This is a genomic window from Williamsia sp., from assembly GCF_036566845.1.
Lineage (GTDB): Bacteria > Actinomycetota > Actinomycetes > Mycobacteriales > Mycobacteriaceae > Williamsia.
Genome location: NZ_DATCVM010000245.1, coordinates 1 through 21,180, shown reverse-complemented (window position 1 = coordinate 21,180; position 21,180 = coordinate 1). Strand labels below are relative to the sequence as shown.

Below are 21,180 nucleotides of genomic sequence, written 5' to 3'. Positions count from 1 at the left end.
CGACCTGTGAGGAGACAACGATGTCTGACCGCTCGTCAACAAGGGGTGCCGAAGGCGCACCGCTCTCGTACGCAAAAGGCGAAGAAGAACCGCCGCTGCTGACGCTCACCATCGGCGAATCGCTCCGCGACACCACCGAGCGATTCGCGGACTCGGACGCGTTGGTCGACGTTCCGACCGGGCGTCGGTGGACGTACGGAGAGTTCCGCAGGCAGGTGCGCGCGCTTGCTGCCGGACTCTCGCGCAGCGGCCTCGGGCCCGGTGATCGCCTGGGGCTGTGGGCACCGAACTGTGCCGAATGGGTGTTGACGCAGTACGCCACCGCAGAACTCGGTGTCATCCTGGTGAACCTCAACCCCGCCTACCGGCAGACCGAGATCGAGTTCGCCCTGACCCAGTCGGGTGCCCGCACCGTCATCGCCGCCCGCGAGTTCCGCGGCGCCGATTACGCCGGAATGCTGTCCGCCGCGCTCGACAAATGCGATGCGCTGCAATCGGTGGTCCTGCTCGACAGCCCCGTCTGGGACGAATTGTGCGCCACGCCAACCGAAGCCGAGCTCAGCGCGCTGGACAAGGTCGCCGAGTCACTCACCCCGGACGATCCGATCAACATCCAGTACACGTCGGGTACCACGGGGAATCCCAAGGGCGCCACACTGTCTCACCGGAACATCCTCAACAACGGCTATCTGGTCGGGGAGCTGTGCCGTTACACCGAAGCGGACCGGATCTGCGTCCCGGTGCCGTTCTATCACTGCTTCGGCATGGTGATGGGTAATCTGGCCGCGACCACGCACGGCGCTGCGATCGTCATCCCCGCGCCCGGATTCGATCCGTCGCTGTCACTGAAAGCCGTTGAGGCCGAGAAGTGCACAAGCCTCTACGGCGTCCCGACGATGTTCATCGCCGAACTGGCGCTTGCCGATTTCGACAGCTACGACCTGAGCACCCTGCGAACCGGCATCATGGCCGGATCACCGTGTCCGGCCGAAGTGATGCGGCAGGTCATCGACAAGATGCACATGGCGGAGGTGTCGATTTGCTACGGGATGACCGAGACGGCGCCGGTATCGACCCAGACACGGACCGACGACACGTTCGAGCGCCGGGTCGGGACGGTCGGCCGGGTCGGCCCGAATCTCGAGATCAAGATCGTCGATCCGGGCACCGGCGAGGTCGTCGCGCGCGGTGACACCGGCGAGTTCTGCACTCGCGGTTACAGCGTGATGGTGGGCTACTGGAACCAGCCCGACAAGACTGCCGAAGCACTCGATACCGACGGGTGGATGCACACCGGTGACCTCGCGGTCATGGACGTGCACGGCTATGTGCAGATCACCGGCCGCATCAAGGACATGGTGATCCGCGGGGGCGAGAACATCTATCCGCGGGAGATCGAGGAGTTCCTGTACACGCACCCGGACATCCTCGATGCCCAGGTCATCGGCGTACCCGACGAGAAGTACGGCGAAGAGTTGATGGCGTGGATCCAATTGCGAGATGGTGCAGGCGCTTTCACCGCCGATGACCTCAGGGCCTTTGCGGACGGCAAGATCGCCCGTCACAAGATCCCCAAGTACGTGCATGTGGTCGACGAGTTCCCGATGACGGTGACCGGGAAGGTTCGCAAGGTCCAGATGCGGCAGGAGGCATTGGGGATCCTTGATCTCTGACGAAATGTCGCGGGTCAAATCTATTTGTGTGCAACGGCATTCAGCGCGTTGATATTTGCCGGCGGTTGTCGGTTCAATTGATTTGGCGCCTATCTCGAATTGTCTGGATGTATTGGTTGCGCGAACAAACGGATATGTATCGAATTCGAAAAGCCTGCCCACCCGATTTTGGTTTTCGAGTGGTCGGTGTGGCTTCTTCGCGTCGATGTCGGGGTGCCTCGGGGGCTCGCGTGGCCGGCGTGGGGCGTCGCCCGTCACGGCTGTGCGGCCGTGGGCGCGGTGAGTTCGGACCAGTTTGATCGGTATCGGCAGAAGCCGATTCACCCGGCATACACTGAGAATGCCGCTGGTCTGAGCACCACGACCAGCAAGTTCGGTACTGCTTCGCACACTGACCGTAGTTCGTGGATAGGACAACCCGGCCAAATCGGCCGTTGTGGGCGCAGACGGATGTACTAGCGTGGTTCGCGACACCCAAGTCCTCAAACGCAGGAGTGGAAAATGAGCTATCAACCCGGGGGGTCCGGCTACGGCTCGCAGCAGCCGTACCAGGGCTCCCAGTACCCCGGCGCGGGACAGCCCGAAGCCGGAGGACAGCAATACGGCCAGGGATACGGCCAGCAGCCGGCCCAGGGATATGGCCAACAACCGCCCGCCGGGCAACAGGGTTACGGTCAGCAGCCGGCCCAGGGTTACGGCCAGCAGGCCGCCGGACAGCAGGGTTACGGCCAGCAGCCGGCCCAGGGCTACGGCCAGCAAGGCTATGGACAGCAGGGCTACGGACAACAAGGCTACGGTCAGCAGGGCTACGCACAGCCGGCTCCGCGCAGTGGTCTGCCCGCCGCGTTCGGGACCTACCTGATCTACGCGCTCGGTGCCCTCGGTCTGATCAACTTCTTCCTCGGCTTCGCCCCTGTGATCGACGCGCAGGATCTGGACGTGGGCGGCAACCACGTCTACCAGGATTCCGGTGCCATCGCGCTGGCGCTGCTGTTTGTCGCCGGACTCGTAGCACTGTCGACTCTGCTGCTCAAGCAGCAGGTGAAGTTCAGTGGGATCGTCGCAGGACTTTCTGTCGCAGGCGGTTTGCTCGTTCTGTTCCAGTTCTTCACCAAGGCCGACTACGACGCCGGTATCGGAACCATTCTCCTGATCGTCTTCGGGATCATCCAGGCTGCGGTTGCCGTGGTCTGGCTGCTCGTCGAGGCCGGAATCATCAAGACCGCCGGCGACACCGGGGCAGCGGCTGCCGCCTCCACGCCGGCCACGTCGACCGGATCGCAGTCGGCCGCGGAGTCGACGCCGAGCTATGGGCAGAGCGGCTCGTACGGTCAGTCCAGCGGCTACGCCGCGGGCTACGGTCAGGGCGCGCAGAGTTCAGGCAGCCATCAGGCCGCGCCTGCCTCGCCGAGCAACCCGTACGCGCAGACCAGCTACGGCCAAAGTGCTTCGGCCACGCAGGACTCGGTGGGGCTGAGCAAGTCGAGCAGTTCCGAGGCGACCACAGCTGTTCCGTCTGCGAACCCGTCGGCTCCCGCCGCGGCACCGCAGCCGAGCAGCCCGTCGTCACAGCCGAGCGCCCCGAGCGCGCATCCGGGAGCCTCGTCGTACCAGGCACCGGGAGCGGCGAGCCCTGAAGAGCGTCCGGGACAGGGCAGCGATCAGACGACGCAGTTCAAGTCGCCGGAACGGTAAAGAATCTGCTGAATACGGTGCGGAAACAATTCCCGCACCGAATTGCACCGGACAGTTGTGGCACACGCGCCGCAGCTGTCCGGTGCTTTATTTCATAACGAGCGTCTCATTTATCGTCGGCGCGCCTGACCAAGTGTTTGCAAGGCGAATGACAGTCTGGGACGGTGGTCAGCTCTACAGCGGAAAACCTCGCCGCGCGTCTGCGCGAGATACGCCGCTCGCGCCGCGCCGATGAGGTGGGTGCCGCGGATTCGACACGCGCCCTGGTTCGTCTTGCCTTCGGAACCACTGCGGCGACGCTGGCGCTGCTGACGGTTGTCGCGACCGTCACGCTCCTGAGCGTCGGCGATGGCCTCGGCAGTCTGGCCGTGGCAGTGGCATCCATGTGGTTGGGGATTCACCAGGTACCGATGACCGTGGGTGATGTGACCGTCGGCGTGATGCCGATGGCCCCCACGTTGCTGATGATCTTTGTGGTGGGACGGTCCACGGCCCGCGCGACCGATGTCGATCGCCCACATTCGGAAGTCGCCGCAGTGGTACTCGCCGCTGTCGGCGGTCCACTACTGGCGACCGTTCTGTCGCTGGCCGTCGTGATGGACGCGTCGACGGTGATGACCGTGCAGAGCCCCAACGCACTGCTGGCGTTCGTCTGCACGTTTGCGGTGCAGGCCGTGGGCGCGGTCGGCGGTGTGGCCTACAAATGGTGGCCGACGGTCGTGGTGCGGACCGGACTGGCCGACTGGGTGATCAAGGGGCTGCGCTGCGGCCTGATCGCGGTGGTCGGGATGCTCACGCTGGGCGCATTGGCGGTGGCATTCCGGTTGATCATCAACTGGTCGGTCGCCGGTGAACTGATGTCGGCGGGCAACGGACTGGTCGGGGTGCTGGGCCTGTTCCTGCTCTCGGTGCTGTATCTGCCCAACATGGTGATCGGTGCGGCAGCCGCGCTGGTCGGTGCGCAGGTCCAGGTGGGCGGCGCGACCGTCGACGTGTTCGGATCCAGCGGTGGACGCGTGCCGCCCCTGCCGATCCTGGCGGTGCTCCCCGACGGGGGTGGTGGACGGTGGGGTCTGATCCTGTTGATCGGAACCCTCATCGTGGCGTTGTTCGTGGCCCGTCTGTGCGTCGATCTGTCGCTGCTGCGCAACATCCGCACGGTGGTCGTCGCCGCGGGCCTGACGTCGGTGCTGCTCGTCGTGGCCTCGGCGGTCTCGGGTGGTGAACTCGGCGTCCTCGGTGATGTCGGCGCGAATCTGCCGGTGGTCGGGGTGTTCGCGTTCGGCTGGATCGCCGTTGTCGGATCGGTGGTGGCAGTCATCCACAGCGCGCTCCCGTCGACCCGGCGGGCTCGGGCGCAGGCCACCAACCTGATCTACGACGACTACGCCGACGAAGAGTTCGACGGATTCGACGACACCGACCCCGACGACGACACCGATGACCCCGCACCGGCCGTCCCCGCCGAGCCGGAGATCGAATATCGCGAACCGGCGGAGATCCCGATCCTCGATCGCGACGCGGGCATCGAAACCGAGATCGCGCCGGCCATCGACGGCTGGGATGTCGACGATTGGGTCACCGAGACAGACTGGGACGATCCCGACTCGGACATCATCGAGGCGGTGGGCGGCGAGGAACTGGTCTCGACCGACGAGTTCGGTACCCGACGACGTCGCTGAAACACCGGCGATTAGGCTCTGAACCGCGAGATGCGGCATCTGCGGATGATCATCGTGGTGTCCGGTGCCCCCTCGTCATCAGGTTCCAACGGAAGATTTCAGTTCCGACCAGAGTTCGAGGAGTTCCACACTGGACGCCATGCCGCCAGCCACCCCGGTGTCCGTTGTGATCCTCGCGTCGGGCGCGGGTTCGCTGGCATCGGCGCTGCTCGACGCGGCGGAGGACGACAACTACCCGGGCAACGTCGTCGCGATGGTGACCGACCGGGAGTGTGCCGCCGAGCAGTCAGCGCGCCGCCGTGGCGTGGAGACCGCGATCGTCCCGATGATGGCCGATCGTGCCGAATGGGATCGCACCCTCGCAGACACCGTTGCCGCGTACAAGCCGGACCTGGTGGTCGCCGCGGGTTTCATGAAGATCCTCGGCCCCGAGTTCATCAACCGGTTCGGTGGCCGCATCATCAATGCCCACCCCGCGCTGCTTCCGGCGTTCCCGGGGGCGCACGCGGTGGCCGACGCCTTGGCACACGGCGTCAAGGTGACCGGCTCGACCATTCACCTGGTCGACGCGGGTGTGGACACCGGGCCGATCCTCGCGCAGGCCCCGGTCGCTGTGCAGTCCAGCGACGACGAAATCACGTTGCATGAGCGAATCAAGATGGTCGAACGCGTGCTGCTTGTTGCGGTGGTGCGTTCGATCGCCACCAAAGGTGTTGTCATCGAAGGACGAAAGGCCCACATCCCGTGAGTAATGACCTGCAGCGCAAGCCCTTCCGCCGGGCATTGGTCAGCGTGTACGACAAATCCGGGCTGGCCGAGCTGGCCAAGGGTTTGCACGCCGGAGGCGTCGAGATCGTCTCGACCGGTTCGACGGCCAAGAAGATCGCCGAGGCCGGTGTCCCGGTCATCGAGGTCTCCGACCTGACCGGTTTCCCCGAGTGCCTCGAAGGCCGGGTCAAGACCCTGCATCCGATCGTGCACGCCGGGATCCTCGCCGACACCCGTAAAGACGCACACGTCGAGAAGCTCGCGGAACTCGGGATCGCCGCGTTCGAGCTGGTCATCGTCAACCTCTACCCGTTCACCGACACCGTTGCCTCGGGTGCCGGCCCCGACGAGTGCGTTGAGCAGATCGACATCGGCGGACCGTCGATGGTGCGTGGCGCCGCGAAGAACCATCCATCCGTCGGCGTGGTGGTCGATCCCACCGACTACACCCGGGTCCTGACCGCGGTCGAGGCCGGCGGCTTCACCCTGGCCGAGCGGAAGTCGCTGGCCGCAAAGGCATTCCGCCACACCGCTGACTACGACATCGCGGTCGCGTCGTGGATGGGTTCGGTGGTCGCACCCGATCCGGAGAGCGAATTCCCGGTCTGGGCGGGCCATAGCTGGGAGCGCTCGTCGGTGCTCCGCTACGGCGAGAACCCGCATCAGCCTGCCGCGCTGTACGTCAACACCACCGGGGCTCCGGGCCTGGCGCAGGCGGAACAGCTGCACGGCAAGGAGATGAGCTACAACAACTACACCGACGCCGACGCCGCGTGGCGCGCCGCCTTTGACTTCACCGTCCCTGCGGTGGCGATCATCAAGCACGCCAACCCTTGTGGTATCGCAACGTCGGAGAATGTCGCCGACGCCCATCGCAAGGCCCACGCCTGCGACCCCGTCAGTGCCTATGGCGGTGTGATCGCCGCGAACCGGCCGGTGAGCCTGGAGATGGCCGAGCAGGTCGCGGAGATCTTCACCGAGGTCATCGTCGCCCCCGGGTTCGAAGACGGTGCGCTCTCGGTGCTGACCCGGAAGAAGAACGTTCGGGTGCTGCTCGCGCAGCCGCCGCGCCGCGACGCCATCGAACTGAAGCCGGTCAGCGGCGGAATACTCGTCCAGCACCGCGACATCCTCGACGCCGAGGGTGATTCGCCGGAGAACTGGCAGCTCGCAGCGGGTGAGTCGGCCGACGCCGCCACCCTCGCGGACCTCGAGTTCGCGTGGCGGGCCTGCCGCGCGGTGAAGTCGAATGCGATTCTGCTGGCATCGGACGGGGCGTCGGTGGGTGTCGGTATGGGACAGGTGAACCGTGTCGACTCCGCACATCTCGCGGTGACGCGTGCCGGTGATCGGGCCCGCGGCAGCGTCGGTGCGTCGGACGCGTTCTTCCCGTTTCCGGACGGACTGCAGGTTCTCATCGACGGCGGCGTGAAAGCCGTTGTGCAGCCGGGTGGTTCGATTCGTGACAACGAGGTGATCGCGGCCGCGAACGAGGCCGGCGTCACCTTGTACCTGACCGGGGCCCGGCACTTCGCCCACTGACCCCGCGACGCTCCGCAAACGCTCCACAAATACGAAGACGCTCCACAAATATGTGGAGCGTCTTCGTATTCCCGGAGCGTTTGCGGGCCGGCGAGGCGCATGAGGTACGTTGCGGCGGTGGCAGAACTGGCGTTCTTGATGGCCGCCGGGTTTCTCGCCGGCGTGGTGGGTTACGTGACCGGGCTCGCCTCACTCGTCAGCTATCCGGCCCTGCTGCTGGCCGGGCTGCCGCCCATCACCGCCAACGTCACCAACACCGTCGCGCTGATCCCGGTGGGAATCGGGAGCGCAACTCAGGCCCGGGCGTCACTGACCTATGATCGACGGCTCGTCGGCCTGCTCGTTGCCGCCGGTGCCGGTGGACTTCTCGGTGCCGTGGTCCTGTTGCTGACGTCGGCGAGCACGTTCGAGGCGGTGGTCCCGTACCTGGTGGCGGTCGCTTCCCTCCTGTTGTTGTGTCAGCCGTTGATCCGCCGGATGTCCGGGCATCGTGACATCCCCGGAATCCTGCCCATCGCGGTGTTCGTCATCGCCATCTACGGCGGATACTTCGGCGCCGGTGCCGGGATCATTTTTCTCGCCGTATCACTGATCGCCACGAGCCAGACGCTGTGGCAGGCAACGCTGTTCAAGTCGGTGTTGCTGGCCGCGTCGAATGCCGTTGCGGCCGTGGTGTTTGTGATCTTCGGTTCCATCGACTGGACGGCCGCAGCCGTGATGGGGGTGGGTTGCCTCGCGGGCGGCTGGGTCGGACCACCACTGGTGGCGAAGCTGCCGGCAACACCTCTGCGAATTGCCATCGCGTTTGCCGGCTTCGGGCTCGCGATCTGGTTGGCCTTCCGCTGACCGGCCACCACCAACACGCAAACGCTCCGGCTTTACGAAGACGCTCCGCAAGTATGTGGAGCGTCTTCGCAGAACCGGAGCGTTTACGGAGGAGGTCAGAGGACGCCGTCGGCCTTCAATACCGCTATCGCGGTGTCGTCGAGGTGTAGGAGTTCGCTCAGGACTTCGGTGTTGTGCCGTCCAGGGACAGATGGGCCGGCATTGCGGACCCGGCCCGGGGTGCCCACCAGTTTGGGGACGATGCCCGGTCCGAGGACGTTTTCGCCGATGCGTTCGTCGAAGTGCGGGGTGATCATGTCGCGGGCCAGCAACTGCGGATCGGTGACGACGTCGGCGACGGTGTTGATCGGCCCGACCACCACCCCGGCCTCGGTGAGCAGCTCGATGAGCTGACCGCGTGACTGCTGCGAGGTCCACCGGGCGATGATGTCGTCGATCTCGTCCTGGTTGATGCCGCGCGCGGCGTGGTCGACGAAGCGGGGATCGGTGGCCAGCTCGGGTTGTCCCATCGCAGCGCACAGCCGCCGGAAGACGGTGTCCTGGTTGGCGCCGATGACAACCATGCTGCCGTCGCCGGTGGGGTAGATGTTCGACGGCGCGATGCCCGCGAGGCGGGTGCCCGACGGTCCGCGGATCACGCCACCCTGGTCGTAGTCGGGGATGGTTGATTCCTGGATGGCCAGGCAGGCCTCGTTCAATGCCACGTCGACGATCTGACCCTCGCCGGTGACGGTGCGCCGGTACAGCGCCGCGAGTGCCCCGTGAACCGCGAACATCCCCGCGAGGGTGTCGCCGAGGGACAGCGCGATACGTGGCGGCGGCTGGTCAGGGTAGCCGTTGAGATGTCGCAGACCACTCTCGGCCTCCGCGACCGATGCGTATCCGGCGCGGCCCGCATCGGGACCTGTCTGGCCGTATCCCGAGACCCGCACGAGGATGATCCCCCGATTGCGTTCGCGGAGAACGTCGTAGCCGATGTCCAGCTTCTCGAGGGTGCCGGGACGGAAGTTCTCGACGATCAGGTCGGCCTGCTCGACCAACTCGAGAAATATCTCGCGACCACGATCACTGCGCAGATTCAGTGTGATCGCCCGCTTGTTGCGCGCGTACACGGTCCACAGGAATCGGTGTCCGTCGCGCTCGGCCTGGCCCCAACCGCGCAGTGGGTCGGGCGAGTTCGGCGACTCGATCTTGATCACGTCGGCGCCGAGATCGCCGAGCAGGCGGGCGCCGAAAGGCCCGGCGATCAGCGAACCGAGTTCGAGTACCCGGATTCCGTCGAGGGCACCGGTGGGCGCCGCAGGCTCGGATGCCGCGGAGCTTGATGGGGACGAGGTCGGGTTCGCGCGCGTCATCGTCTCAGTTTGTCGAATCACCGCCGACAGGCTGTCGGCGGGCTCGCTCGACGGGGTTCTGAGCGGTCGCCCCGAGTTTCGCTACGGGGGTAACAAGTGCGCATCGCGGCCCGGACTCGTAGCGTAGAAGAGGTGAGCACACCCCACACCACGACAACCCGCTCTGCACACCCCTCTCCACGGACCCTTGGCGAACTGCGTGCCTCGGGCCATGTGCAGCGAAGTGTGAAGGACGAGATCCGCAACAACCTGCTGACCGCGCTGCGGTCGGGCGTCGACCCGTGGCCCGGCATCCTGGGTTTCGAGACCACCGTGATCCCGCATCTCGAGCGTGCGTTGCTCGCCGGCCATGACGTGGTGATGCTGGGTGAACGGGGTCAGGGCAAGACGCGTCTGCTGCGGACCATCGTCGGCCTGCTCGACGAATGGACCCCGGTCATCGAGGGTTCGGAACTCGACGAGCACCCGTTCGAGCCGATCACCCCGGCATCGATCCGCAAGGCCGCCAACCTGCTCGACGACCTGCCGATCTCGTGGCGGCACCGCAGTGAGCGGTACGCGGAGAAACTCGCCACGCCCGACACCTCGGTGGGTGACCTCGTCGGTGACGTCGACCCGATGAAGGTGGCCGAAGGCCGCAGCCTGGGCGATCCGGAGACCATCCACTTCGGGCTCATCCCGCGCGCCCACCGCGGCATCATCGCGATCAACGAACTGCCCGACCTCGCCGAACGCATCCAGGTCGCCATGCTCAACGTGATGGAGGAGCGCGACATCCAGGTCCGCGGTTACAGCCTGCGGCTGCCGCTCGACGTCGTGCTGATGGCCAGCGCCAACCCCGAGGACTACACCAACCGCGGGCGGATCATCTCGCCACTCAAGGACCGGTTCGGTGCGGAGATCCGCACGCACTATCCGATTGAACTCGAGGACGAGATCGCGGTCATCGAGCAGGAAGCCGACCTCACGGCAACCGTCCCGACGTTCCTGATCGAGATCATCGCGCGGTTCACCCGGTACGTCCGCGACAATCCGGCGATCGACCAGCGGTCCGGTGTGTCGGCCCGATTTGCCATCGCGGGCGCAGAAACGGTTGCCGCGGCGGCCCTGCACCGCGCGGCGGTACTCGGTGAAGACCTCGCGGTGGCACGGGTTGTCGACCTGTCGTCGGTGATCGAGGTGCTGCGCGGCAAGGTCGAGTTCGAGTCGGGCGAAGAAGGCCGCGAGATCGAGATCCTCGAGCACCTGCTGCGCAAGTCGACCGCCGACACCGTGCGTGAGCACCTCGGTGGCGTGGATCTGGCCACGCTGGTCACCGCACTCGAGGCCAGTGAGCCGGTGGTGACGGGTGATCGGGTCTCTGCCGCCGACCTGCTGACGTCGATGCCCGAAGGCACCGAACCGGTGGTCAACAAGATCGCCGAGCGGCTCGATGTGGTCGCTCCCGGTGAACGTGCCAGCGCCCTCGAGCTGGCCCTCGAAGGCTTGTTCCTGGCCCGCCGGATCGGCAAAGAAGCCGACGGCTCCGGCCAGACCGTGTACGGCTGAACCGAGAGAAATCACATGCCCCGCAATAATTTTCACCGGGCTCGCTACCTGAAGTACACCGGTGGTCCCGACCCGTTGGCGCCTCCGGTGGACTTGCGGGAAGCACTCGACGCCATCGGCGACGACGTGATGGCCGGTGGATCGCCGCAGTCGGCGATGCGGGAGTATCTGCGTCGCGGCAACCAGAACATGCGGGGGCTCGACGAACTGCGGGAGATGGTCAACAAGCGGCGCGAGCAGATCCTCAAGTCGCGCAACCTGAACGGGACCTTCGAGGAGATCCGCAAGCTGCTCGACGAAGCCGTCCTCGACGAACGCAAGCAACTCGCCCGCGACCTCGACGACGACGCGCGGTTTGCCGAGATGCAGATCGAGAACCTGCCGCCGTCGACGGCGCAGGCGGTGCAGGATCTCTCGGAATACAACTGGCGCAGTCCGCAGGCCCAGGAGAAGTACAACCAGATCAAGGATCTGCTCGGTCGAGAACTGCTCGATCAGCGGTTCGCGGGGATGAAGGAAGCCCTGGAAGGGGCGACCGAGGAAGACCGTCAGCGCATCACCGACATGCTCAAGGACCTCAACGAGCTTCTCGCGGCGCACAACCGGGGCGAGGACACCACCGAACAGTTCGGTGAGTTCATGGACAAGCACGGAGATTTCTTCCCCGAGAATCCCCAGAACACCGATGAGTTGATCGATTCACTGGCGGCCCGTAGCGCGGCTGCTCAGCAGTTCTACAACTCGTTGTCGCCGGAGCAGCGGGCCGAACTGGACCAGTTGTCACAGCAGGCCTTTGGATCACCGGACCTGATGGGGCAGCTCTCTGCGATGGATTCGCAACTGCGGCAGGCCCGCCCGGGGATGGGCTGGGACCAGGGACAGGATTTCGAAGGGCAGCAGGGGATGGGCATGGGTGAGGGCGCCGGTGCGCTCCAGGACCTCGCCGAACTCGAGTCCTTGTCGGATCAACTCTCCCAGCAGTATTCGGGTGCACAACTCGATGACGTCGACCTCGATGCCCTCGCCCGTCAGCTCGGTGAAGACGCGGCGGTCGATGCCCGGACACTGGCCGAACTCGAACGCGCGCTGAAAGAAGACGGCCTGCTCGAACGAGGCAGCGATGGTCAGCTGAAACTGTCACCCAAGGCGATGCGGCAACTGGGGCAGTCGATCTTCCGGGATGTGGCAGAGCAACTGTCGGGGCGCCGCGGTGACCGTCAGACCCGTCGTTCCGGTTTGGCCGGAGAGCCGATCGGTTCGTCGCGGGAATGGGAGTTCGGTGATACCGAACCCTGGGACGTCACCCGCACGGTGTCGAATGCGGTGCTGCGCACCATGACCGAGGATCGGGACAAGCGCCATGCCGGCAACGCGATGATCCGCGACGGTGTGCGGATCGACGTCCGCGACGTGGAGGTGGCCGAGACCGAGGCCCGCAGTCAGGCCGCGGTCGCGTTGCTGGTCGACACGTCGTTCTCGATGTGGCTCGAGAATCGCTGGACGCCGATGAAGCGGACCGCGATGGCGCTCAACCACCTGATCTCCACGCGGTTCCGCAGCGACGAACTGCAGTTGATCTCGTTCGGACACTACGCCCGCACGCTGGAGATGAGTGAACTCATCGGCCTCGATGGCATGCGTCAGCAGGGAACGAACCTGCATCACGCGCTCCTGCTGGCGCAGCGGCACTTTCGTCGCCACCCCAATGCCCAGCCGGTGGTCTTGATCGTCACCGACGGTGAACCGACCGCGCATCTGCTGCCTGGTGGAGAACCGTTCTTCTATTACCCGCCGCATCCGGCGACCCTCGGCGCGACCGTTCGTGAACTCGACAACGTCGGCCGGCTCGGTGCCCAGGTCAGCTTCTTCCGGCTCGGCGACGATCCCGGTCTGGTGCATTTTGTGGATCAGATGGCGCGGCGTGTAGGTGGCCGGGTGGTGGCACCCGACCTCGACGGTCTCGGTGCAGCCGTGGTCGGTGACTACCTCGGCGGCAAGCGCCGTCGCAACACCCGCTGACCGAGCGCGCATCGGTTGCAGGGCCTGGCGGCTACGACTTCTTCAGCGACGGTTTCTCGTCTTTCGGTGGGCGGCGGGCCACACTGACGCCGCCCATCAATGCCATGCCGCCGACGATGATCGTCGGTGCGCCGGGAGCTCCGGGGCCGTCAGTGTTCTGTTCGCCGCCGAAGCCGCCCATGAACCCGAAGCCGTTGACCCGGACCGTCGCGTCCTCGGGGACCACGATCTCGATCCCGCCCATGATGGCGTTGGCCCGGATGGTCAGCGTCGGGGCCGTGAAAATGGCGTCGCGCAGGTCGATCTCGACGCCACCCATGAGGGCGAAGGCATTGAGATGCTCGCCGACCGCCGCCCGGCCTTTGAGCTCGGAGCCACTCATCACGGCGATCCGGTTGAGGATCACTTCGGCATCGGACGCCGGGGATGCCGGAGAGGCGGACGGTGTGGCCGGCGCCGATGGCGGTTTCAGCTGTGACGGCAGATCGTCGGTGAGGGCGTCGAGTTCACCGAAGGTCTTTGCCGCGACCGCCTTGTCGGCCCGGTCCTCGTACTCGGTCGGGCTCAGATGTCCCTGTGTCATCGCCAGCGACAGGATGTCGAGCGCCAGCCGGCGATCGAGGTCGCCGGCACGCACCTTGCTGAGGTGGGTGTCGGGGGTCGGTTCGGAATCGCCGGTTGGGGTCAGATCGCTCACCCGACTCACGGTAGTGGGCTCAGGCCCTCTCAAGCCAGAAGCAGGGCGATCAGAGCGATTCCCGGAACCGCGAGAAGCGTCGTCACCAAGGCCGAATCACGGGCGAGAACGACGCCGCGCTGGTATCGGGTGGCGTAGACGAGCACGCTCTGCGCGGTCGGCAGCGCGGCGATGACCACCAACGCGAACAGCTCGTGCCCTTCGGCATCAAAGACAAACCGGGCCATGACATATACGAGGGCCGGCTGCACGATCATCTTGAGCACGGTGGCGAGGGCGATGTCGAGGCGGGGACTCTCGCCCTTCTGCAACACCGCGACGCCGGTCAGGGACAGTCCGAACACCAGGAGGGCACCGGGTACGGAGGCATTGCCCAGCATGTCGAAGGGTTCCATCAGGGCCTGCGGGGGAGTGACACCGCTGATGGCGATGGCCAATCCGGCCGCGCCCCCGAGGACAATCGGATTGGTCAGCGGCGCGACAATCGTGTCGCGCAGAGAAATCCGGCGCTTGTTTCCGTCGGCATCGAGGCGGTCGAGTGCGGTCAGGTCCAGCGTGGTCAACGCCAGCGGCGAATACACCATGATTTGGAACAGCAGCAGTGGCGCCACGAAAGAGGCGTCGTCGAGGACGAAGATGGCAATCGGGATACCGAGGTTCGCGGAATTGACGTACGACGCGGACAGCGCCCCGATGGTGGCCTCCGGTATCGCACGCCGCATCAGCAGTCGTGCGATCGCGAAGTACAGGGCGCCGACGATGAACGCGCTGCCGCCCGCGACCACCAGTGTGGTCGAGAACACATCGGCGAGATCGGCTGTGGCCAGCGACGAGAACAGCAGGGCCGGTGTGCAGACGAAGAACACCAGCCGCGACAACACCATCGTCGCGCCGGGTCCGAGCAGGTCGGTGCGTCCGAGGACGAATCCGACGGCGATCACGATGAAGATGACCGTGAACCCCTGGATTACGCCTGACACCCGAGCAGTCTAGGGACCGCGGTGATGTGCTGTTTTGGCGGGGTCCACCTGGGCTTTTCTTCGCCCAAAGGGCACATCATCGGGGTTTGGGAGCGCCTTCGAGCAGGGCTTGGAGTGCCGCCCGGTGCGCCCCATAGGCCTTTTTGCCGGCACTGCTGCGGCGGCATGGTTGTAGCGCCGTTCGTTGATCAGCAGCCCGCCGGTGATCAACACAAACGTGACCGCTGCGGCCGCCGGGATTCCCACCCGCCACCAGGTGAGTGTGACGACGCTGGCGACCACCGGCAACGCCAGGAAGTAGCGGTTCCATTCCACCCGGATCTCTGCCGGAGGTGTGCCCTTGCCCGGCATCGGAAATGCGCCGTGGCGCTTGCTCATCCAGCTGAAGAACGCGAACTCGATGACGATCAGCGCGAACAGGGTGCCGAAGAAGGATCACTTTCCACTTTTGCAAGTGGAAAGTGATCGGCGGGTGTCATCGTGAGTCGGGATAGGGCAGCAGTGCCATCTCGCGGGCGTTCCGGATGGCGGTGGCGACCTGTCGCTGCTGCTGGGGATCGAGGCCCGTGACGGAGCGGCTCCTGATCTTTCCTCGGTCGGACAGGAACTGCCGGAGCAGGGCGGTGTCCTTGTAGTCGACGGCACTCACGCCGACGGTGGTGAGCAGGTTCTTCTTGCGTTTGGGTGGCGGCGTCGGTCGGGGGCGGCGGGCCATCATGGTTCTCCTTGTACACGGGGGTCTGGGAAGGGATTGTCACCAGCTTGATTTGGTGACTCCGGGAAGTTCTCCGTTGTGGGCCATCGAACGCAGTCGGACGCGGGACACCCCGAACTTGCCGAGATAGCCACGCGGCCTGCCGTCCACGGCGTCCCTGTTGCGGATCCGGACCGGACTGGCATCGCGTGGAAGGCGTTGCAGCGCAGCCTGTGCGGCCATCCGCTCGCTGTCGGTGGAGGACGGTGTGCGGATCGTCTCCTTCAGTTCGGCGCGTCTCTCGGCGTAGCGGGCGACGATCACCTTGCGCTGTTCGTTCTTTGCGATCTTCGACTTCTTGGCCATCAGCGTTCCTCTCGAAAGTCGACGTGCCGGCGGACGCGTGGGTCGTATTTGCGGAGGACCATCCGGTCGGGGTCGTTGCGGCGGTTCTTGCGGGTGACGTAGGTGTAACCGGTGCCGGCGGTGGACTTGAGCTTGATGATGGGTCGAATATCGGTGCGGGCCATTTAGATTCGTTCTCCTCGAGTACGCGCCGCGGCGACCGCGGCCTCGATGCCGATGCGGTCGATGGTCTTGATTCCCTTGGTGCTCACGCGAAGTGTGACCATGCGGCGCTCGCTGGGCAGGTGGTACTTGCGACGCTGGATGTTCGGGTTCCAGCGTCGCGATGTGCGTACATGTGAATGTGACACCTGTTTGCCGAATCCGGGTGTGCGTCCGGTGATCTGGCAGCGGTTGGACATCCTCGCCTCCTTGGCTCGTGGGGAAATGATCGGGCTCTGGTGGGATCGAGCCGAGCTAATGGGAATGATTGTCGACAAGACGTGATCGAGACTGTACATTCAAAACCACACAAATGAAAACAATTACCGATAAGGAGTTGTCAGTGCGCCGTTCGACCAGCAAGACGCCACTGGTGATCGTCACCGGCTTCGACCGATCCGCGTCGGCGCGTACCGCACACGCACTTGCTGTTCCCGGTACGGCCGTGGTGCAGCACGACCTGTCGCTCATCGGCGAGGGAACCATCGTGCGGACGGTCTCGACCATCGGCGCCGACGGTGAATTGGATTCGCGCACAACGCAGAACATGCTCGATCACGGATGTCTGTCCTGCGCGATGAGGGAAGATGTTCTGCCTCTACTGCGGATGTTGCATCGACGGAGCAATGTAGACCGGATCGTGCTCGCGTTGGATCCGGCCCTCGAATCCGAGCCGATGTCGGCCGCGATCGCCACCGTCGTCGTCTCGGGAGTCCCCGGCCAGGTCGATGGTCCGGCCGGGCGCGATGTCGAGATCGAGGCGGTGATCGGCTGCGTCGACGAAGGCACCTGGCTCGACGACGCCACCGGAGATGTCGCGCTCGCCGAGGTCGGTCGCGGCACGGCGGATGACGAACGGACGGTGGCCCAGTTGGCTGTCGGGCACGTCGAGTTCGCCGATGCCCTGGTCGTGCACGGGAGGGCCGAGGACGGCTGGGCCGGTGCGCGGTTGTTCGCCGTGCTCAAACGGCTCAATCCGGAGGTCCCGATCATCATGGACCTTGCCCAGCGACCCCTGACCCCGCACATCATGGGCGGACTGATCGCCGCGATCGGGCCGGGTGCTCGGCGCGGTCGCATCACCGGACCCCATGACCCGCTGCTGCGGGGCCAGCCTCCGCTGGCGACGGACTGCGGCGTCACTGTGGTCGAGTTCGAATCCGATCGTCCGTTTCACCCGGAACGGCTACACGAGGCGATTGATGTCCTGCTCGACGGCGTGGTCGCTGCTCGCGGACGCCTCTGGCTCGCCACGCAGCCCGATGAGGCGCTATGGCTCGAGAGCGCCGGCGGCGGACTGCGGATCGCAACCGGCGGTGCCTGGCTGGCCGCGATGAGTGATGACCAGGTGGCACTCGTCGACCCGGAACGGCTGGCGATGGCGTCGTTGCGGTGGCATCCGCTGTACGGCGACCGCAACAGCTCGATCGTGGCGATATCGCACCACGCCGATCCCGCGGTGATCCGGCGGGAACTCGGTGCCGCCCTGCTCACCGACGACGAACTCGCCGACGGGCAGAGCGGATGGGACCGGTTCTCCGACCCGTTCGGTCGCGCTCACGCGGACCCGTGCATCGACCTGCTCGACGAACGAGCACTTCTGGATACCCCGGGCTCGGATCCGGGAAGAGAGGGCAACAGATGAAACCGAACATCCATCCCGACTACCACCCGGTGATCTTCAAGGATTCGTCCACGGGCACCATGTTCCTGACCCGTTCGACGATGACTTCAGGCGTCACTTTGGAATGGGAGGGGGGTAACCGGTACCCTCTAGTGGTTGTCGATGTCACGTCCGACTCGCACCCATTCTGGACCGGTGCGCATCGGGTAACGGACACCGCAGGACGAGTGCAGAAGTTCGAGCGCCGATATGGCAAGCGAACACGCACAAACCCCGATACGTAACGAAGAAATGAAGGGCTGAATCATGGCTGTACCGAAGCGCCGGATGTCGCGGTCGAATACTCGTAGCCGCCGCTCGCAGTGGAAGGCCGACAACCCGGCACTGCAGGAGGTCAAGGTCGGCGGTGTCGCGCATCGCGTGCCCCGTCGCCTGGTCAAGGCAGTGAAGCTGGGTCTCGTCGATCTCGATCGTCGCTGACTAGCTCGTAAGGCTCAACACTGAGGCTGGCCGTCGCACGACGGTCAGCCTTTTGTTGTGTCCGGAGCATGATCTCGGAGGGTGATCAGCGGTGCTGCAAGAAGTTCTGAACTGCGCGGGTATCGCGGTGTTCGCCTGTTCGGGCGCACTGGTCGGTATCCGCAAAGACTTCGACCTCTTCGGAATCCTGTCGATGGGTGCGGCCACCGGCGTGGGCGGCGGAGTGATCCGCGACCTCCTGCTGGGCATCACCCCGCCCACGTCGGTGCAGCATTGGCCGAATCTGACCATCGCGTTGGTGTCCGGGCTGATCACGTTCTTCTTCCACCCGGCCTTCAAGCGGCTGTTTCCGGCGATCCTGATCCTCGACGCGATCGGGATGGGTGTGTTCGCGGTCTCGGGCGCGTTGCTGGCCCTCGAGCACGCCGCGAGCGCGATGGCAGCGGTGTTGATCGGCATCACCACGGCGGTCGGGGGTGGTGTGCTGCGCGATGTCCTCGCCGGCGAGGTGCCGTTGCTGTTGCGCCCGACCGATCTCTACGCCGTCCCGGCGATGTGTGGTGCGCTGGCGGTGGTGATCGTCGACGGAATCGGCTGGCCGGAATGGACCGGTCTTGTTGGCGGCGCGGTGGTGGCGACCCTGTTACGTATCGCGAGCCTGCAGTTCAAATGGCACCTGCCGATGGCCCCGCAACGTCGATCCTGAGCAATAACTCCGGGGCGCGCCGGAGGATTACTCAGCGGTCTCTCAGCAGGTCACGTAAGACTGTTGTCATGCGCATTCTTGTTGTGGACGACGATCGCGCCGTTCGCGAATCTCTGCGCCGGTCCCTGACGTTCAACGGGTACACGGTGATCACTGCCGGAGACGGCGTCGAAGCTCTGGAAAAAATCACGAGCGAGCGCCCTGACGCAGTAGTGCTCGACGTCATGATGCCGCGGCTGGACGGTCTGGAAGTCTGCCGTCGACTCCGCAGCACCGGTGACGACCTGCCGATCCTGGTGCTCACCGCTCGCGACTCGGTGTCCGAGCGTGTGGCCGGTCTCGATGCCGGTGCCGATGACTATCTTCCCAAGCCTTTTGCCCTCGAAGAGCTTCTGGCCCGGATGCGGGCGTTGATGCGCCGGGCCACCACCGAACCCCTGCCCGACTCCGAGGCGATGACCTTCGAGGACCTCACGATGGACCCGGTCACACGAGACGTCACCCGTGGTGAGCGGTCGATCAGCCTGACACGCACAGAGTTTGCGCTTCTGGAGATGTTGATGGCCAACCCGAGGCGCGTCCTGACGCGGAGCCGGATCCTGGAAGAGGTGTGGGGCTACGACTTTCCCACGTCGGGCAACGCTCTCGAGGTCTACGTCGGTTACCTGCGTCGTAAGACCGAGGCCGAGGGCGAGAGCCGACTCATCCACACCGTGCGGGGCGTCGGGTACGTCCTGCGGGAGACCCCGCCGTAGATCGTGAGCACTGCACCGTGAGTTCTTTTCACCGGCATTCGACTCAGACGGAGTCGATCACGCCGCAACGTCCGACGCTTCTCATCCCCGACAACGAATTGCCGCGGCAGATGCGTGAGCCGATGCCGCTGACCCGCACCATCTCGCTGCGGTGGCGCATCACCATCCTGGCCGCCACCGTGGTCGGTATCGCGGTGGCCGTGATGGCCGCTGCCGCATTCGCGGTGGTGTACCGGGCCATGTACGCGGACGTCGATTCGCAGCTGACCAACCGGGCCAACGGGATGACCGAACTGGCCCGCATCGGTGTACTCGACGATTCACCGTCGGCCCTGGTCGCGGGCACCGTGTACTCGACGGATATGTCAGTGGCGCTGGTGATGCCCGGCGGACGGGGATTTCAGATCGGGAGCGTGCCGTACGGCGATCCCGAGCAAGCGGTGGTCGACGGCAAAGCCGAGTCGTCGCTGCGGACCTCGAAGAACCAGCGGGTGCTGGCGCGCAAGCTCGTCGACGGCAACACCCTGATCATCTCGCAGAGCCTCGGTGAAACCGACGAGGTGCTCGGACGGTTGGCGTGGGTGCTGGGGGTGATCGGTGGCTGCGGCATCATCTTGGCGGCGGTGGCCGGAACAACCGTTGCCAGAGCGGGTTTGCGTCCGGTCGCACGTCTGACGAGAGCCGCGGAGCGGGTGGCGAGAACCGACGACCTGACACCGATCCCGGTGGTCGGCAATGACGAGTTGGCAAGGCTCACCGAGAGTTTCAACCTGATGCTGCGGGCATTGGCAGAGTCACGGGACCGTCAGTCGCGTCTGGTCGCCGATGCCGGCCACGAGCTGCGGACGCCACTGACATCGCTGCGGACCAACCTCGAGTTGATGATCGCCTCGTCCGAACCCGGTGCCCGGGCGGTTCCGGACTCGGACATGGCCGAGCTGCGCGCCGACCTGATGGCGCAGATCGAGGAGCTGTCCACGTTGGTCGGCGACCTCGTCGACCTCGCCAGGGAAGACGCCCCGGAGGTGGTCCACGAGGAGATCGACCTGTCCGAGGTCATCGACCGGTCGCTGGAACGGGTGCGCCGCCGCCGTACCGACGTGGACTTCTCCGTACAGGTCAGCCCGTGGTTTGTATTCGGTGAGAGTGCCGGACTCTCGCGTGCGGTCCTCAACGTTCTGGACAACGCGGCCAAGTGGAGCCCACCCGGATGCCCGGTGGTGGTGAAGCTGACCCAGGTCGAGCCCCGGCGGGCCGAGCTGACCGTTGCCGATGCCGGCCCGGGTATACCCCCCGAGGACCGGGAGCTGATCTTCGAACGCTTCTACCGGTCGACGGCTGCGAGGTCGATGCCCGGCTCCGGCCTCGGACTCGCCATCGTCCGTCAGGTGGTCGTGCGCCACGGGGGCGCGGTGGTCGCCGGCGAATCCGAATCCGGCGGTGCGCTGCTGACCATCAGCCTGCCCGGATTGCCGACCGCCGCCGAGATCGCACCGCGCGTCGTTCAGCAGTAGGTATCCGCGCCGCGGTTCAGGCTTCGGGCGTAGGA

The 21,180-nt window shown here is 65.5% G+C and carries 22 protein-coding genes; 14 read left to right on the top strand and 8 right to left on the bottom strand.

From position 1 onward, the window contains the following. The first annotated feature begins 20 nt into the window (after nucleotides 1-20). From VIQ49_RS23870 to VIQ49_RS23845, 6 genes are all read left to right on the top strand, one after another. On the top strand, nucleotides 21-1,673 hold the full coding sequence (locus VIQ49_RS23870; protein WP_331889076.1) for an AMP-binding protein: 1,653 nt from the start codon (nucleotides 21-23) through the stop codon (nucleotides 1,671-1,673). A 501-nt stretch (nucleotides 1,674-2,174) separates the two neighbouring features. Continuing rightward, nucleotides 2,175-3,368, top strand: a complete 1,194-nt coding sequence (locus VIQ49_RS23865; protein WP_331889075.1) for a DUF5336 domain-containing protein — start codon at nucleotides 2,175-2,177, stop codon at nucleotides 3,366-3,368. A gap of 164 nt (nucleotides 3,369-3,532) precedes the next feature. After that, nucleotides 3,533-5,050: a DUF6350 family protein gene (locus VIQ49_RS23860; RefSeq protein WP_331889074.1), complete on the top strand. Its 1,518-nt coding sequence runs from the start codon at nucleotides 3,533-3,535 to the stop codon at nucleotides 5,048-5,050. 139 nt (nucleotides 5,051-5,189) lie between these two features. Next, on the top strand, nucleotides 5,190-5,798 hold the full coding sequence (gene purN / locus VIQ49_RS23855; protein ID WP_331889073.1) for a phosphoribosylglycinamide formyltransferase: 609 nt from the start codon (nucleotides 5,190-5,192) through the stop codon (nucleotides 5,796-5,798). Beyond that, nucleotides 5,795-7,360 carry a bifunctional phosphoribosylaminoimidazolecarboxamide formyltransferase/IMP cyclohydrolase gene (gene purH / locus VIQ49_RS23850; RefSeq protein ID WP_331889072.1) on the top strand — a complete coding sequence of 522 codons (1,566 nt, stop codon included), beginning with the start codon at nucleotides 5,795-5,797 and terminating at the stop codon, nucleotides 7,358-7,360. Before purN ends, purH begins: the two co-directional genes overlap by 4 nt. Before the next feature lie 99 nt (nucleotides 7,361-7,459). Then, a complete protein-coding gene (locus tag VIQ49_RS23845) occupies nucleotides 7,460-8,206 on the top strand; it encodes a sulfite exporter TauE/SafE family protein (protein WP_331889071.1) in 747 nt (248 codons plus the stop codon). Nucleotides 8,207-8,301: 95 nt separating this feature from the next. Here the strand turns inward: VIQ49_RS23845 and VIQ49_RS23840 are convergent, their stop codons facing one another. Beyond that, entirely contained in the window at nucleotides 8,302-9,561 is a 1,260-nt protein-coding gene (locus VIQ49_RS23840) for a CoA transferase (RefSeq protein ID WP_331889070.1), read from the bottom strand. 132 nt (nucleotides 9,562-9,693) lie between these two features. Between VIQ49_RS23840 and VIQ49_RS23835 the strand changes: the two genes are divergently transcribed. Together VIQ49_RS23835 and VIQ49_RS23830 are read left to right on the top strand one after the other, a co-directional pair. Then, on the top strand, nucleotides 9,694-11,109 hold the full coding sequence (locus VIQ49_RS23835) for a sigma 54-interacting transcriptional regulator (RefSeq protein ID WP_331889069.1): 1,416 nt from the start codon (nucleotides 9,694-9,696) through the stop codon (nucleotides 11,107-11,109). A 15-nt stretch (nucleotides 11,110-11,124) separates the two neighbouring features. Then, nucleotides 11,125-13,128 (top strand): VWA domain-containing protein, encoded by a 2,004-nt coding sequence (locus tag VIQ49_RS23830; RefSeq protein WP_331889068.1) that lies wholly within the window; start codon nucleotides 11,125-11,127, stop codon nucleotides 13,126-13,128. 31 nt (nucleotides 13,129-13,159) lie between these two features. Here the strand turns inward: VIQ49_RS23830 and VIQ49_RS23825 are convergent, their stop codons facing one another. The 7 genes from VIQ49_RS23825 to rpmB all read right to left on the bottom strand — a co-directional run bounded on the left by VIQ49_RS23825 (nucleotide 13,160) and on the right by rpmB (nucleotide 16,266). Next, nucleotides 13,160-13,825, bottom strand: coding sequence for a DUF1707 SHOCT-like domain-containing protein (locus VIQ49_RS23825; protein WP_331889067.1), 666 nt, complete (start codon nucleotides 13,823-13,825; stop codon nucleotides 13,160-13,162). 29 nt (nucleotides 13,826-13,854) lie between these two features. Further along, nucleotides 13,855-14,805 carry an AEC family transporter gene (locus VIQ49_RS23820; protein ID WP_331889066.1) on the bottom strand — a complete coding sequence of 317 codons (951 nt, stop codon included), beginning with the start codon at nucleotides 14,803-14,805 and terminating at the stop codon, nucleotides 13,855-13,857. A gap of 9 nt (nucleotides 14,806-14,814) precedes the next feature. Beyond that, nucleotides 14,815-15,183, bottom strand: a complete 369-nt coding sequence (locus tag VIQ49_RS23815) for a hypothetical protein (RefSeq protein ID WP_331889065.1) — start codon at nucleotides 15,181-15,183, stop codon at nucleotides 14,815-14,817. A gap of 97 nt (nucleotides 15,184-15,280) precedes the next feature. Next, nucleotides 15,281-15,520 (bottom strand): 30S ribosomal protein S18, encoded by a 240-nt coding sequence (gene rpsR, locus VIQ49_RS23810; RefSeq protein WP_331889064.1) that lies wholly within the window; start codon nucleotides 15,518-15,520, stop codon nucleotides 15,281-15,283. A gap of 39 nt (nucleotides 15,521-15,559) precedes the next feature. Beyond that, the gene (gene rpsN, locus VIQ49_RS23805; protein ID WP_331889063.1) at nucleotides 15,560-15,865 is read right to left on the bottom strand and encodes a 30S ribosomal protein S14; all 306 of its coding nucleotides are present in this window, start codon (nucleotides 15,863-15,865) and stop codon (nucleotides 15,560-15,562) included. Beyond that, nucleotides 15,865-16,029, bottom strand: coding sequence for a 50S ribosomal protein L33 (rpmG, locus tag VIQ49_RS23800; RefSeq protein WP_331889062.1), 165 nt, complete (start codon nucleotides 16,027-16,029; stop codon nucleotides 15,865-15,867). Before rpmG ends, rpsN begins: the two co-directional genes overlap by 1 nt. Beyond that, nucleotides 16,030-16,266 (bottom strand): 50S ribosomal protein L28, encoded by a 237-nt coding sequence (rpmB, locus tag VIQ49_RS23795; RefSeq protein WP_331889061.1) that lies wholly within the window; start codon nucleotides 16,264-16,266, stop codon nucleotides 16,030-16,032. Nucleotides 16,267-16,379: 113 nt separating this feature from the next. Here rpmB and mrf point away from each other — a divergent pair, with 113 nt between their 5' ends. From mrf to VIQ49_RS23765, 6 genes are all read left to right on the top strand, one after another. Beyond that, nucleotides 16,380-17,711, top strand: a complete 1,332-nt coding sequence (gene mrf, locus VIQ49_RS23790; protein WP_414731704.1) for a ribosome hibernation factor-recruiting GTPase MRF — start codon at nucleotides 16,380-16,382, stop codon at nucleotides 17,709-17,711. Then, nucleotides 17,708-17,974 (top strand): type B 50S ribosomal protein L31, encoded by a 267-nt coding sequence (locus tag VIQ49_RS23785; RefSeq protein ID WP_331889059.1) that lies wholly within the window; start codon nucleotides 17,708-17,710, stop codon nucleotides 17,972-17,974. The genes mrf and VIQ49_RS23785 overlap by 4 nt, the downstream gene beginning before the upstream one ends. Before the next feature lie 22 nt (nucleotides 17,975-17,996). Continuing rightward, nucleotides 17,997-18,170 carry a 50S ribosomal protein L32 gene (rpmF, locus tag VIQ49_RS23780; RefSeq protein ID WP_331889058.1) on the top strand — a complete coding sequence of 58 codons (174 nt, stop codon included), beginning with the start codon at nucleotides 17,997-17,999 and terminating at the stop codon, nucleotides 18,168-18,170. Between the two features lie 91 nt (nucleotides 18,171-18,261). After that, nucleotides 18,262-18,876, top strand: a complete 615-nt coding sequence (locus VIQ49_RS23775; RefSeq protein WP_331889057.1) for a trimeric intracellular cation channel family protein — start codon at nucleotides 18,262-18,264, stop codon at nucleotides 18,874-18,876. A 68-nt stretch (nucleotides 18,877-18,944) separates the two neighbouring features. Continuing rightward, complete coding sequence (locus VIQ49_RS23770; RefSeq protein ID WP_331889056.1) at nucleotides 18,945-19,631, top strand: response regulator transcription factor; 687 nt, start codon at nucleotides 18,945-18,947, stop codon at nucleotides 19,629-19,631. Nucleotides 19,632-19,687: 56 nt separating this feature from the next. After that, nucleotides 19,688-21,145 (top strand): HAMP domain-containing sensor histidine kinase, encoded by a 1,458-nt coding sequence (locus tag VIQ49_RS23765; protein WP_331889118.1) that lies wholly within the window; start codon nucleotides 19,688-19,690, stop codon nucleotides 21,143-21,145. Nucleotides 21,146-21,180: the final 35 nt, after the last annotated feature.